The sequence below is a fragment of the Streptomyces sp. NPDC001920 genome (assembly GCF_053594495.1).
Window position 1 is genome coordinate 175,885 of record NZ_JBSFEP010000004.1, and the last position, 14,131, is coordinate 190,015.

Below are 14,131 nucleotides of genomic sequence, written 5' to 3' on the forward strand. Positions count from 1 at the left end.
CGACATCACGCTTCGTCACGGGTGAGCGCGAGCAGCCGGTCCAGGACACGGGAGCCGCCGGCCCGTACGCCGTCGTGCTCGAACTCGTCGGTGACCCAGGTCCGCAGTCCGCGGATCGCGCGTGCCGTGGCAAGGGAGTGGGCGGTGTCGACGTACATGTCGTCGTGGTACACGGCCGCCGCGACCGGCACCTCGTTGGCGGCCAGGCGCGTGCGGTCGTAGAGGGGCTTCCAGTCGGTGCGGGCGGCGAGGTGTTCGGCCGTCTCGCGCAGCGGGCGCAGGGCCGGGTCGCAGTCGAACATCCAGGGGTGGATGGTCTCGCCGGTGAACAGCAGCGGTCCGTCGCCCGCGAGCGTCTTGGCCGCGTCGAACTGCGGGAACTCGGCGCGCACGCGCTCGGCGGACCAGGCGGTGGGGCGGGCGTCCTGACCGTAGATGGCCTCGTGGACGAGGGCGTACAGCGGGTGGCTCGCGTACGACAGCAGGCCCTGGACCTCCTCCTGGAAGGCGTCGGAGAGGGCCGGGCCCTGCAGGGTGCGGACGAAGGCGTTCTCCAGGAGGTAGTGCAGGCGGTGGCTGCCCTCGCTGCCGCCGAGGAGGATGCCGAGGGACTGGAAGGCCTCGGCGGTGAGGCGGTATCCGCCCGGCAGGACCACCTCGTTCGCGAGGAGGTGGTCGGCGATCCGGCGGGCCCGCTCGACGTCCTGGGGGTAGCGGGCGTAGTGCGCGGCCACCTTGCGCTCGATGCGCGGGTAGGCGGCGCGGTAGACGTCGTCGGCGTGGGCGTCGAGGGCGGGCAGACCGCCGGTGATGACGGCGGCGGACAGTGCCTCGGGGGCGGTGGAGAGGTAGGTGACGGTGCAGAAGCCGCCGAAGCTCTGGCCGAGCACGGTCCAGGGGGCGCCGCCCGTCACCTGGCGGCGGATCGCCTCGCAGTCGCGGACGATCGAGTCGGCGCGGAAGTGCGTGAGGTAGTCGGCCTGGGCGGCGGGGCCCCCGCGCAGCGGGAGCGTCTGGCGGTTGGCGGGGGTGGAGTGCCCGGTGCCGCGCTGGTCGAGGAGCAGGACGCGGTACTCCTTGAGGGCGCGGCCCAGCCAGGCGCCCTTGCCGACGAAGCGGTTGGCGCCGAAGCCGGGGCCGCCCTGGAGGTAGACCAGCCATGGCAGGTCCTGGTGCGTCTTGTCGCTCGCGACGACCTCACGGGCGTAGAGCTCGATCGTCTCCCCCGCCGGGGTGTCGTGGTCGAGGGGCACGGTGAAGTGGCGGTCGGTGAGGACGACGCCGGGCTGGCGGTAGCTGACGGTCAACGGGGCTCCCGGGACGGAGGTTTTCGGGCCGCGTCCCAGTTCAGCACATGTTCGTCCGCCGTCCGAGCCCTCGGGATCATGAAACCCTGCTGAACGCGGGATCAGCGGGTGCGGGCCCCGGCCGACGGCGGCTCAGCGGGCCGACAGGCTCGACCGCCGCACCACCAGCTCGGGTTGGAGGACCACGCGTCGGTGCTCGTGCTTCTTCCCCCCGGTCTCCTCCTCCGTCTCCTCCAGCAGCATCTCCGCCGCGAGGGTGCCCATGGTGACCGCGGGCTGCCGTACGGAGGTGAGGGGGACGGCCGCGGCGGCGGCGAACTCGATGTCGTCGTAGCCGACGATCGCGAGGTCGTCGGGGACGCCGACGCCGGCGGCGTACATGGCCTGCAGGACGCCGAGAGCGAGCAGGTCGTTGGCGCAGAAGACGGCGGTGGGGCGCTCGGCGAGGCCGAGCAGTCGGGCGCCGGCGTCCCGGCCGGCGGCGACGTCGAGCCGCTCGGTGGGCAGTTCGCGCAGGTGCTCGGGCCCGAGGCCGGCCTCCTCCAGCGCGTTCAGGGCGCCGGTGCGGCGGTCGCTGACCTGGTTCAGACCGGGCGGCCCGCTGACGTAGGCGATGGAGCGGTGCCCGGCGTCGACGAGATGGCGTACGGCCAGGGCGCCGCCCGCGACATCGTCCACGGAGACCGAGCACTCGGTGGTGCCCTCGGCGACCCGGTCGACGAGCACGAAGGGGATGTGGTGCCGCCGGAACGTCTCGATGTTGCGGCCGGTGGCGTCGGCGGGGGTCAGCAGGACGCCGCGCACCCGCTGCTCGGCGAAGAGCGACAGGTACTCGGCCTCCTCGCTCGCGCTCTGCGCGCTGTTGCAGACCATGACGCCGAGCCCGGCCGCCCGCGCGGCCCGCTCGGCGCCGCGCGCGACGTCGACGAAGAAGGGGTTGCCCATGTCGAGGACGAGCAACCCCATGATCCGGCTGCGGCCCGCGCGCAGCTGACGCGCGGACTCGCTGCGGACATAGCCCAGCCGGTCTATCGCGGACTGCACCCGCGCCCGGGTCTCGGTGGCGACCGAGTCCGGACGGTTGATGACGTTCGAGACCGTGCCGACGGAGACTCCGGCGGCGCGGGCGACGTCCTTGATACCCACCGACTGGGCCATCGGGCAGGGACCTCCAGGATGAACGGTTGGGACGCGGGGCGGCGGGAAGGCCTTCACATTACCGTCACACCGCTCAGCACGGCTGCGATCAGGCAGGCAGACGGAAGTCGAGGTTGCGCAGCGCCGACGGCGTCGAACCGCTGGACTTCTCCTGGTACATGATCGACAGGACGTGGTCCTGCCCGACGCGGGTCTCGTCGATCACGACCTCGCCGAAGGCGTTCAGCCCGGCGGTGACACCGTCGTACAGCACCGTCCAGTCCGTGTACCCGGAGGCCTTGGAGGCGCCGGCTATGCGGCAGAACGGGAAGATCGCGTACGCGTTGTCGTACGTGTCCAGGATCAGTTTGGTGCGCTGGCTGGAGTTGAGCGGGACCGGGATCTCGGTCTTCTGCCAGCTGCCGGAGGCGTTCTTGCGGACGTGGAAGGCGCGGCCGTTGCGCGTCCGGTCGGCGACGTAGTTCGTGGTGCACTGGCCGAATCGGCCGGGGACGTAGCTGATGATCGCGTGCGGCCGGCCGGCGGAGTCGGTGAACTGGCTCTCCTGGTTCATCAGGGAGTGGTCGGGGTCGAGCGGGTCGACGATCAGGCCGGCGTCGTTCACGGACACCTTGTCGGAGCCGCCGGTGACGCCGACGACGGCACCCGCGTCGTTGCGCCAGGTGCGGCCGCGGTCGTCGGAGTACACGTAGCCGGTGTCGTGGTTGGTGATGCCGCCGCCGGAGCACATCACGGCGCCGTCGTGCTCGCGCCAGGTGAAGAAGGAGTGCAGCCGGCCGCCCCGGTCGTAGTCGATGCCGTGCAGGTACATGTTGCGGGCGGTGGAGGAGCCGTGCTCGCTGGTGTACGTGCCGGTGGAGCTGCTCCACTCGCCCAGGTCGGTCCACCTCGAACCGTCGTACTCCGCGAGGGCGTTGCGGCCGTTGCCGGAGACGGCCACCCGGTAGCTCAGCTGGAGCCTGCCCTCGGGTGTGGAGACGAACTGCGGGTAGGTGAACTGGGAGGTGAGCGCCAGGCCGTCCAGGGTGGACCGGGGTGCACCGAAGCGGCTCGCGGTCCAGCTCAGGCCGGCCGGGTCGTCCACGAGGCCGGCGACCGACTTGACGTAGGTGAAGCCGTCGCTGTGCGAGTCCATGTCGAGGTGGAGCCGGCCGTCGGTCTTGGAGATCCCCATCGAGATGACGTTGTGGGAGTCGTTGTAGCGCAGGGTGTGGCCGACCTTGACCGTGGACCAGGTCTTCGAGCCGAGCGCGCGGCGGCCGACGACGGCGTTGCGGTCGGCGGTGTACCAGACGGCGTACTGGTGGCCCTTGTAGGTCAGCAGGCCGTTCTTCTGGAAGGAGTTGTTGTTGACCAGGCCGTCGTACGACACGAAGTAGATGGCCTGCGTGTCGAGCGTGGTGGTGCCGGTCAGGGTGACGGACGGGCCCGGGTCGGCGGCGCGGGCGGTACCGGAGGCGAGGGCGGGGGTCACGACGGCTCCTGCGAGTGCGGCGCCCAGCAGCGTACGTCTCTTCATCTCGGGGGACTCCATGGTCGGCGAGGTGCGTGGGAGGGCGGGGCGGGGGAAGTGGTGCGGGGTGTGTCAGGCGAGGTGGAACACCTCGGTGAGCGGCTTCATCGCCTCGTCCGGTCGGGCGCCGTCGAGGGCCTCGAAGAACTCCCCCATCTCGGCCTGCCAGCGGGCGTTGACCTCGGTGGCCTCCATACCGGCCTTCGCGGCCTCGAAGTCCTCGGTCTCCAGGTAGCCGACGAGCAGGCCGTCGTCGCGCAGGAAGAGGGAGTAGTTGTGCCAGCCGGTGGCCGAGAGCGCTCGGAGCATCTGCGGCCACACGGCGGCATGGCGTTCGCGGTACTCGGCGATCCGGTCCTCACGGACCTTGAGGAGGAAGCAGACGCGCTGCATGAAGTACCAGCTCCGGAAGGGGACGAAGGGGCCGACAGGGCCTAGAAGTCGTACTGGTCGATGTTCTCGGCGTCGAAGACGGTCGGCTTGCCGAGGCTGATCACCCCGTCCTTGCCGATGGTGTACGTCGTGTCGCCGGCCTTGAAGGTCTCGCCCTCCTCGCCGGTGATCCGGCCGGAGACCAGGGCGACGGCGGCATGGGCGGCGAGCTCGCCGAGCTTCGCCGGGTCCCACAGCTCGAACGCCTCGACGGTGCCGTTCTTGACGTACTTGCGCATGTCGTTGGGGGTGCCGAGGCCGGTCAGCTTGACCTTGCCCTTGTACTTGGAACCCGACAGGTACTGGGCCGCGGCCTTGATGCCGACGGTGGTCGGGGAGATGATCCCCTTCAGGTTCGGGTACTCCTGGAGCAGGCCCTGCGTCTGCTGGAAGGACTTCTGGGCGTCGTCGTCGCCGTAGGCGACCTTGACGAGCTCGATGTCCTTGTACTTCGGCTCCTCCAGCTCCTTCTTCATGAAGTCGATCCAGATGTTCTGGTTCGTCGCGGTCTGCGCGGCGGACAGGATCGCGATCTCGCCCTTGTAGCCGATCTGCTCGGCGAGCAGCTGCACCTCGGTGCGGCCGAGGTCCTCCGCGGAGGCCTGCGAGACGAAGGCGTTGCGGCACTCGGCAGTGGTGTCGGAGTCGTAGGTGACGACCTTGATGCCGTTCTTCATGGCCTGCTTGAGCGCGGTGCACAGGGCGCCCGGGTCCTGCGCGGAGACGGCCATCGCGTCGACCTGCTGCTGGGTGAGCGTGTTGACGTAGGAGACCTGGCCGGCGGTGTCGGTCGCGCTGGACGGGCCGACCTCCTTGTAGCTGGAGCCCAGTTCCTTCAGGGCCGCCTCGCCGCCCTTGTCGGCGGAGGTGAAGTACGGGTTGTTGACCTGCTTGGGCAGGAAGCCGACGGTCAGGCCCTTCTTCAGTTCGGCGTCGGGGTCGGCCTTCCCACCGGTGGCGGCGGAGGCGCCCTCGTTCTTGACGTCCTCCTTGGTGGTGCCGCCGCAGGCGGTCAGGGCGAGGGCGAGGGAGGTGACGGCGGCGAGTCCGGCCGAGGCACGGCGGAGGGACGACTTGCGCATGGCGATGGTCCTTTGCGAAGGAGGGCGGGGTTACGAGGCCGGAGTCGAGGCGGCTCTACGGCCCGCCCTCGCTACGGAGATCTGGCGTGCGACCCGGGGGCCGAGCACGGAGAGGACGAGCAGGACGCCGGTGACGACGATCTGCGACTGGGCGGAGACGTCCTTCAGGCTCATCACGTTCTGGAGCGCGCCGAGCAGGAAGACTCCCGCGATCGCGCCGCCCAGCGTGCCCTTGCCTCCGTCGAAATCGATGCCCCCGAGCAGCACGGCGGCCACGACCGACAGTTCCAGTCCCGTGGCGTTGTCGTAGCGGGCACTGGCGTAGTGCAGGGCCCAGAAGATGCCGGTGAGCGAGGCCATCAGGCCGGTCACCGTGAACAGGATCAGCTTCTGCCGCTTGACCCGGATCCCGGCGAACCGTGCGGCCTCCTCGCCGGCGCCGATCGCGAACAGCGACCGTCCGAACGGGGTGGCGTGCAGGGCGATGACGGCGATCGCGAGCAGGGCCAGGAAGGGCAGGAAGGCGTACGGGACGAAGGTGTCGCCGATGCGTCCGGCCGCGAAGTCAAGGTACGGGGTGGGGAAGTCGGTCACCGCGTTCGAGCCGAGGACGATCTGCGCGATGCCCCGGTAGGCGGCGAGGGTGCCGATGGTGACGGCGAGGGACGGCAGGCCCAGCCTCGTCACCAGCAGACCGTTGACCAGTCCGCACCCCACGCCGAGCAGCAGGCAGACCGGGATGATGGTCTCGATCGTCATGCCCTGGTTCCACAGGGCGCCCATCACGGCCCCCGAGAGACCGGCCGTGGAGGCCACCGACAGGTCGATCTCACCGGAGACCACGAGCAGGGTCATCGGCAGGGCGATCAGCGCGATGGGCAGCGTGTTGCCGATCAGGAACGACAGGTTGAGGGCGTTGCCGAAGCCGTCGACGAATCCGAAGGACAGCAACAGGACGACGATCAGGAGGGCGCCGACGACGGTGTCCCAGCGAACGGCGCGCGCGAGCGGCGAGTCAGCCATGGCGGGCGTTCCTCTTCTTCAGGGCGGAGGCCACGCGCAGCGCGACGATCCGGTCGACCGCGATGGCGAGGATGAGCAGGATGCCGTTGATGGCGAGCACCCAGACGGAGCTGATGCCCAAGGCGGGCAGCACGCTGTTGATGGAGGTCAGCAACAGCGCGCCGAGCGCCGCGCCGTAGACGCTGCCGGAGCCGCCGGTGAAGACGACGCCGCCGACGACGACCGCGCTGACGACGGTGAGTTCGTAGCCGTTGCCGGTGCTGGAGTCGACGTTGCCGAAGCGGGCCAGGTACATCGCGCCCGCGAGGCCGGCCAGCGCTCCGCAGAAGGTGTACGCGGCGACGATCCGCTTGCGCACCGGGATGCCGGCCAGGCGGGCGGCCTCGGGGTTGGAGCCCAGGGCGTAGAGCTCGCGGCCGCTGCCGAAGTGCTTGAGGTGGTAGGCGGTCGCGACCAGGACGGCGAGGGCGATCAGCGCCAGGTACGGCACCGCGGAGATGCCGCCGGAGCCGAAGTCGACGAAGCCGTCCGGGAGGGCGGAGGCGACGATCTGCCGGGAGCCGACCCAGAGGGAGTCGATGCCGCGGATGATGTAGAGGGTGCCGAGGGTGACGACGAGGGCGGGCACCTGGCCGAGGCTGACGAGCAGACCGTTGAGCAGGCCGAAGCCGACGCCCGTCAGGACCGCCAGGAGCACGGCGACGACCGGGTTCCCGCCGTCCTGGAGGTGGCTGCCGGCGGCGAAGGCGCTGATGCCGAGCGTGGAGCCGACCGAGAGGTCGACGTTGCGTGTGATCACCACCAGGGACTGACCGGTGGCGACCAGGACGAGGATCGTCGCGTTCAGGAGCAGGTCCTTGATGCCCTGCTCGGTGAGGAACTGGCTGTTGCCCAGCTGAGTGACGACGATCATCACCACGAAGACGGCCAGGATGGCGAGTTCGCGCATCTTGAGGACGCGGTCGACGAGACGGGTGCCGCTGGACCTGGGTACGTCGGTCACGGGAGCCTCTTCGGAAGTGGTCACCGTCATGCGGCGGCCCTCCCGGTGGCCGCGGCCATCACGGTCTCCTCGGTGGCGTCGGAGCGCGGGATCTCGGCGGTGAGGCGGCCCTCGTGCATCACGAGCACGCGGTCGGCCATGCCGAGGATCTCGGGCAGGTCGGAGGAGATCATCAGGACGGCGACCCCGTCGGCGGCCAACTCGCTCAGAAGCCGGTGCACTTCCGCCTTGGTGCCGACGTCGATGCCCCGGGTCGGTTCGTCGACGATCAGCACCTTGGGGCCGGTGGCGAGCCACTTGGCGAGGACGACCTTCTGCTGGTTGCCGCCGGACAGGGTGGACACGGCGTCGGCGATCCGGGCGTACTTCACCTGGAGCCTGACGGCCCAGTCCAGGGAGCGGCTGCGTTCGGCACCGCGGTCCATCAGCCCCGCCCTGACGGTCGTACGCAGCCCGGTGAGGCCGATGTTGCGCTCGATGGACATGCCCATCACCAGGCCCTGGGCGCGCCGGTCCTCGGGGACGAGCGCGAGGCCGCAGGCCATGGCGGTCGACGGGGCGCCGTTGGTCAGCGCCTTGCCGTCCACGGTGACCTCGCCGGCGTCCCAGCGGTCGATGCCGAACACGGCCCGCGCGACCTCCGTACGGCCCGCGCCGACGAGGCCCGCGAGGCCGACGATCTCACCGCGCCGCACCTCGAAGGAGACGTCGGTGAAGACGCCCTCGCGGGTCAGGCGGCGCACGCTCAGGGCGACCTCGCCCGGCTTCACGTGCTGCTTCGGGTACAGCTCGTCGAGGTCGCGGCCGACCATGCGGCGCACCAGGTCGTCCTCGGTCATGCCCTCCAGCGGCTCGCCGGCGATCCGGGCGCCGTCGCGCAGGGTGGTCACCCGCCGGCAGAGCTGGAAGATCTCCTCCAGCCGGTGGGAGATGAACAGGACGGCGGCGCCCTGTTCGCGCAGGGTGCGCACGACGCCGAAGAGGCGGGCGACCTCGCTGCCGGTGAGGGCGGCGGTCGGCTCGTCCATGATCAGGACACGGGCGTCGAACGAGAGCGCCTTGGCGATCTCGACGATCTGCTGGTCGGCGATGGACAGGCCCCGCGCGGGACGGTCGGGGTCGAGTTCGACGCCGAGGCGCCGCATCAGCGCGAGGGTGGCGGCGTGCGTGGCCTTGTGGTCGATCCGGCCGAGGGAGCGCTTCGGCCTGCGGCCCATGAAGATGTTCTCGGCGATCGACAGGTCCGGGAAGAGGGTCGGCTCCTGGTAGATCACGGCGATGCCGGCGTCGCGGGCGTCACCGGGGCCGTGGAAGACGACGGGCGCTCCGTCGAGCAGCACCTGGCCCGCGTCGGGCCGGTGCACACCGGCGAGCGTCTTGATGAGGGTCGACTTGCCCGCGCCGTTCTCTCCGGCGAGGGCGTGCACCTCCCCGGGGAACAGCTCCAGGGAGACGTCCCTCAGGGCACGGACCGCGCCGAAGGACTTGGAGACGTCCCTGAGCGCCAGAACCGGGGCCGGACCCGTGGTGGACGGGTGGGTCATGGGGGCTCCTCGACGACGCCGGCGGGACGGCCCTCCCGACGTCGTGAAAGGTTTCAACTCGGTTGCCGGGACGTTAGACAGGGACCGCATGTCACGTCAATGGGTCCGTGTCGAAAAAGTTTCGATGGACGACGGTCACGGCCAGAACACGGCGAACAGCCTGGGTCTCGGGGGTTGACACCCTCTCGGCCGACTCATACGTTCCCGTCTTGAATCGTTTCACAGACAAGCCTTTCATCATGCCTACCGTCCGACTTACGTCCCGACGTCGCAGGAGCCCTCAGTGACCGAGCTCGCCGCCGTGAAGGCCGCACTCAAGACCCAGGCAGTCGAAACGCCGTCGTGGGCGTACGGGAACTCGGGGACGCGGTTCAAGGTGTTCGCCCAGCAGGGCGTTCCGCGGACACCGCAGGAGAAGGTGGACGACGCCTCGAAGGTGCATGAGTTCACCGGCGTCGCGCCCACCGTCGCCCTGCACATCCCGTGGGACGAGGTCGACGACTACCCGGCGCTGGCCGAGCACGCCGAGGAGCGTGGCGTGAGACTGGGCGCGATCAACTCGAACACGTTCCAGGACGACGACTACCGGCTCGGCAGCATCTGCCATCCGGATGCGGCGGTGCGGCGCAAGGCCGTCGATCATCTGCTGGGGTGCGTCGACATCATGGACGCGACGGGCTCGCGGGATCTGAAGCTGTGGTTCGCGGACGGCACGAACTATCCCGGCCAGGACGACATCCGGGCCCGCCAGGACCGGCTGGCCGAGGGGCTGGCCGAGGTGTACGAGCGGCTCGGGGACGGGCAGCGGATGCTGCTGGAGTACAAGTTCTTCGAGCCGGCCTTCTACACGACGGACGTGCCGGACTGGGGGACGGCGTACGCCCACTGCCTGAAGCTGGGACCGAAGGCGCAGGTCGTGGTCGACACCGGGCATCACGCGCCCGGCACCAACATCGAGTTCATCGTCGCGACGCTGCTGCGGGAGGGGAAGCTCGGCGGGTTCGACTTCAACTCGCGGTTCTACGCGGACGACGACCTGATGGTGGGCGCCGCGGACCCGTTCCAGCTGTTCCGGATCATGTACGAGGTCGTGCGCGGGGGCGGGTTCTCCCCCGAGGTCGCGTTCATGCTCGACCAGTGCCACAACATCGAGGCGAAGATCCCGGCGATCATCCGGTCCGTGATGAACGTGCAGGAGGCCACGGCGAAGGCGCTGCTGGTTGACCGGGAGGCGTTGGCTGCGGCGCAGGCCGCCGGTGATGTGCTCGGGGCGAATGCCGTACTGATGGATGCGTACAACACGGATGTGCGGCCGTTGCTGGTCGAGGTGCGGGAGGAGATGGGGCTGGATGCCGATCCCATCGCCGCGTACCGCCGGTCCGGGTGGGCCGAGAAGATCGTGGCCGAGCGGGTTGGTGGGCAGCAGGCCGGGTGGGGGGCGTAAGCGTCTGCCGGGATCTGTCTCGTTGCGGGCTGTGGGCCCGTTGTGGCTGGTCGCGCAGTTCCCCGCGCCCCTAGGTAAGTGCACTCCCCTCTCTCATAAGGACTGAACGTTCATGGCAACCCATCCCGAAGCCGCCGCGCTCCTCGCCCGTTCCCACCGGCTGGGCTCCGATCCCCGCAACACCAACTACGCCGGCGGCAACGCCTCCGCCAAGGGCACCGCCACCGACCCCGTCACCGGCGGCGACGTCGAGCTGATGTGGGTCAAGGGATCCGGCGGTGACCTCGGCACGCTCGCCGAGGGCGGGCTGGCCGTGCTGCGGCTGGACCGGATGCGGGCGCTCGTCGACGTCTACCCCGGCGTCGAGCGCGAGGACGAGATGGTCGCCGCCTTCGACTACTGCCTGCACGGCAAGGGCGGAGCGGCCCCTTCCATCGACACCGCCATGCACGGGCTCGTCGAGGCCGCCCACGTCGACCACCTCCACCCCGACTCCGGTATCGCGCTCGCCTGCGCCGCCGACGGGGAGAAGCTGACCGCCGAGTGCTTCGGGGACACCGTGGTGTGGGTGCCCTGGCGGCGGCCCGGTTTCCAGATGGGCCTGGACATCGCGGCTGTGAAGGCCGCCAACCCGCAGGCCGTCGGGTGCGTCCTGGGCGGGCACGGGATCACCGCCTGGGGCGACACCTCCGAGGAATGCGAGCGCAACTCGCTGCACATCATCCGTACCGCGGAGGCGTTCCTCGCCGAGAACGGGAAGGCCGAGCCCTTCGGGCCCGTCATCGCGGGGTACGAGGCGCTGCCCGAGGAGGAGCGCCGGGAGCGGGCCGCGGCTCTGGCGCCGTACGTCCGGGCGATCGCCTCGCAGGACAGGCCGCAGGTCGGCCACTTCGACGACTGCGCGGTCGTGCTGGACTTCGTGGCCCGGGCCGAGCACCCGCGGCTCGCCGCGCTCGGTACTTCCTGCCCCGACCACTTCCTGCGCACCAAGGTCCGGCCGCTCGTGCTGGACCTGCCGCCGGCCGCCCCCCTCGACGAGGCCGTCGCACGGCTCAAGGAGCTGCACGCCGGGTACCGCGAGGAGTACGCCGCCTACTACGAGCGGCACGCCGAGCCCGACTCCCCCGCCATGCGCGGCGCCGACCCGGCGATCGTGCTGGTGCCCGGGGTGGGCATGTTCAGCTTCGGCAAGGACAAGCAGACCGCCAGGGTGGCCGGTGAGTTCTACGTCAACGCCATCAACGTGATGCGCGGCGCCGAGGCCGTCTCCACGTACGCGCCGATCGAGGAGTCCGAGAAGTTCCGCATCGAGTACTGGGCCCTCGAGGAGGCCAAGCTCCGGCGGATGCCGGAGCCCAAGCCGCTCGCCACCCGCATCGCCCTGGTGACGGGCGCCGGCAGCGGGATCGGCAAGGCCATCGCGCGGCGGCTGGTCACCGAGGGCGCGTGCGTGGTCGTCGCGGACCTGAACGGCGAGCACGCCGAGGCCGTCGCCGAGGAGCTGGGCGGACCGGACAGGGCCGTCGCGGTGACGGTGGACGTCACGTCCGAGGAGCAGATCGCCGACGCCTTCAAGGCCGCCGTGCTGGCCTTCGGCGGGGTCGACCTCGTGGTGAACAACGCCGGTGTCTCCGTCTCCAAGCCGCTGCTGGAGACCTCGGCCGAGGACTGGGACCTCCAGCACTACATCATGGCGCGCGGCTCGTTCCTGGTGTCGCGCGAGGCCGCACGCGTGCTGATCGCGCAGGGGCTGGGCGGCGACATCGTCTACATCGCCTCCAAGAACGCCGTCTTCGCCGGACCGAACAACATCGCCTACTCGGCCACCAAGGCCGACCAGGCCCACCAGGTACGGCTGCTGGCCGCCGAACTCGGTGAGCACGGCGTCCGCGTCAACGGGATCAACCCGGACGGCGTCGTACGCGGCTCCGGGATCTTCGCCGGTGGGTGGGGGGCCCAGCGGGCCGCCGTGTACGGGGTGGAGGAGGAGAAGCTGGGCGAGTTCTACGCCCAGCGGACCATCCTCAAGCGCGAGGTGCTGCCCGAGCATGTCGCGAACGCCGTCTTCGCCCTCACCGGCGGCGACCTGACCCACACCACCGGCCTGCACATCCCGGTCGACGCCGGCGTCGCGGCCGCCTTCCTGCGGTGAGCCCGGCCGTGAAGTCGTACGCCGCGGTCGACCTCGGCGCGTCCAGCGGGCGTGTCATGGTCGGCCGCGTCGGCCCGGACTCCCTGGAGCTGGGCGAGGCCCACCGCTTCCCCAACCGTCCGGTGCGGGTGCCGGAGGGACTGCGCTGGGACGTCCTCGCCCTGTACGCGGGGGTGCTGGACGGGTTGCGGGCCGCGGGGCCGGTCGACTCCGTCGGCATCGACAGCTGGGCCGTGGACCACGGGCTGCTGGACGCGGACGGGGCGCTGCTCGGCAATCCCGTGCACTACCGGGACTTCCGGACGCAGGGCGTCGCCCAGAAGGTGTGGGCGACCGTACCGGCGCAGGAGCTGTACGCCGCCACCGGCTTGCAGTACGCGCCCTTCAACACCCTGTACCAGCTGACGGCGGCCCGTTCGTCAGCGCAACTGGCCCATGCCAAGCGCCTGTTGCTCATCCCGGACCTGATGACGTACTGGCTCACCGGCGAGCAGGGGACCGAGCTCACCAACGCCTCGACGACCCAGCTCATCGACCCGCGCACCCGCGACTGGGCGGACGGCATCGCCTCCCGGCTGGGCATCGACCTGGGCCTGTTCGCGCCGCTGCGGCAGCCGGGCGATCCCGCGGGGCTGCTGCGCGACGAGGTGCTGGAGGAGACCGGGCTCACCGGTCCGGTGCCGGTGACGGCGGTCGGTTCGCACGACACCGCGTCCGCGGTGGCCGCCGTGCCGGCCGAGGGTGAGCGGTTCGCCTACATCTGCACCGGCACCTGGTCGCTGGCGGGACTGGAGCTGGGCGCTCCCGTGCTCACCGAGGAGAGCCGGACCGCCAACTTCACCAACGAACTGGGGCTGGACGGCACCGTCCGGTATCTGCGCAACATCATGGGGCTGTGGCTGCTCCAGGAGTGCGTACGGGCCTGGGGGGAGCCCGATCTGGGGGCCCTGCTGCTGGAGGCGTCCGAGGTGCCGGCGCTGCGGTCGGTCGTGGACGCGGGGGACGCGGCGTTCCTGGCGCCGGGCCGGATGCCGGAGCGGATCGCCGAGGCGTGCCGGGCCTCGGGGCAGCCCGTGCCCGGGTCGCCCGCCGAGATCACGCGCTGCATCCTCGACTCGCTCGCCCTCGCCCACCGGCGGGCGATCGCGCGGGCCCAGCGGCTGGCCGACCATCCGGTCGACGTCGTGCACATCGTCGGGGGCGGCACACGCAACGCCCTGCTGTGCCAGTTGACCGCCGACGCATGCGGCCTCCCGGTGGTGGCCGGCCCGACCGAGGCCGCCGCGCTCGGGAACGTCCTCGTCCAGGCCCGGACCCACGGACTGGTCGGTGACCTCGCCGACGGGCGGCGACTGCTCACCCGTACGCAGCCGCTCACGCGGTACCGGCCGCGGGGGGACGCGGCACGCTGGGACGAGGCGCAGGCCCGGCTCACCCGGCGGTGAGCGGGGGCCTCCCCTGGGCCACGCGTCC

General features: G+C 70.8%; 11 protein-coding genes. 3 read left to right on the forward strand and 8 right to left on the reverse strand.

Translation table 11 applies throughout. The annotated features are described in order from the left end of the window. Window positions 1-5: 5 nt before the first annotated feature. From ACWCPI_RS08355 to ACWCPI_RS08390, 8 genes are all read right to left on the reverse strand, one after another. Complete coding sequence (locus tag ACWCPI_RS08355) at window positions 6-1,307, reverse strand: alpha/beta fold hydrolase (RefSeq protein ID WP_451037350.1); 1,302 nt, start codon at window positions 1,305-1,307, stop codon at window positions 6-8. Between the two features lie 132 nt (window positions 1,308-1,439). Next, window positions 1,440-2,465 (reverse strand): LacI family DNA-binding transcriptional regulator, encoded by a 1,026-nt coding sequence (locus ACWCPI_RS08360; RefSeq protein WP_451037351.1) that lies wholly within the window; start codon window positions 2,463-2,465, stop codon window positions 1,440-1,442. 88 nt (window positions 2,466-2,553) lie between these two features. Further along, window positions 2,554-3,984 carry a BNR repeat-containing protein gene (locus tag ACWCPI_RS08365; RefSeq protein WP_451037352.1) on the reverse strand — a complete coding sequence of 477 codons (1,431 nt, stop codon included), beginning with the start codon at window positions 3,982-3,984 and terminating at the stop codon, window positions 2,554-2,556. A 66-nt stretch (window positions 3,985-4,050) separates the two neighbouring features. Further along, window positions 4,051-4,371, reverse strand: a complete 321-nt coding sequence (locus ACWCPI_RS08370) for an L-rhamnose mutarotase (protein WP_451037353.1) — start codon at window positions 4,369-4,371, stop codon at window positions 4,051-4,053. Between the two features lie 41 nt (window positions 4,372-4,412). Then, window positions 4,413-5,492 (reverse strand): rhamnose ABC transporter substrate-binding protein, encoded by a 1,080-nt coding sequence (gene rhaS / locus ACWCPI_RS08375; RefSeq protein WP_451037354.1) that lies wholly within the window; start codon window positions 5,490-5,492, stop codon window positions 4,413-4,415. Between the two features lie 30 nt (window positions 5,493-5,522). Continuing rightward, the gene (locus tag ACWCPI_RS08380) at window positions 5,523-6,515 is read right to left on the reverse strand and encodes an ABC transporter permease (protein ID WP_451037355.1); all 993 of its coding nucleotides are present in this window, start codon (window positions 6,513-6,515) and stop codon (window positions 5,523-5,525) included. Continuing rightward, window positions 6,508-7,548, reverse strand: a complete 1,041-nt coding sequence (locus ACWCPI_RS08385) for an ABC transporter permease (RefSeq protein WP_451037356.1) — start codon at window positions 7,546-7,548, stop codon at window positions 6,508-6,510. The genes ACWCPI_RS08380 and ACWCPI_RS08385 overlap by 8 nt, the downstream gene beginning before the upstream one ends. After that, complete coding sequence (locus ACWCPI_RS08390) at window positions 7,545-9,062, reverse strand: sugar ABC transporter ATP-binding protein (protein WP_451037357.1); 1,518 nt, start codon at window positions 9,060-9,062, stop codon at window positions 7,545-7,547. Before ACWCPI_RS08390 ends, ACWCPI_RS08385 begins: the two co-directional genes overlap by 4 nt. A gap of 283 nt (window positions 9,063-9,345) precedes the next feature. On the opposite strand from ACWCPI_RS08390, the gene rhaI reads away from it, so the two are divergent. From rhaI to ACWCPI_RS08405, 3 genes are all read left to right on the forward strand, one after another. Further along, entirely contained in the window at window positions 9,346-10,506 is a 1,161-nt protein-coding gene (gene rhaI / locus ACWCPI_RS08395; protein ID WP_451037358.1) for an L-rhamnose isomerase, read from the forward strand. Window positions 10,507-10,618: 112 nt separating this feature from the next. Continuing rightward, window positions 10,619-12,658 carry a bifunctional aldolase/short-chain dehydrogenase gene (locus ACWCPI_RS08400; RefSeq protein ID WP_451037359.1) on the forward strand — a complete coding sequence of 680 codons (2,040 nt, stop codon included), beginning with the start codon at window positions 10,619-10,621 and terminating at the stop codon, window positions 12,656-12,658. After that, entirely contained in the window at window positions 12,655-14,103 is a 1,449-nt protein-coding gene (locus tag ACWCPI_RS08405) for a rhamnulokinase (RefSeq protein ID WP_451037360.1), read from the forward strand. The genes ACWCPI_RS08400 and ACWCPI_RS08405 overlap by 4 nt, the downstream gene beginning before the upstream one ends. The last annotated feature ends 28 nt before the right edge of the window (window positions 14,104-14,131 follow it).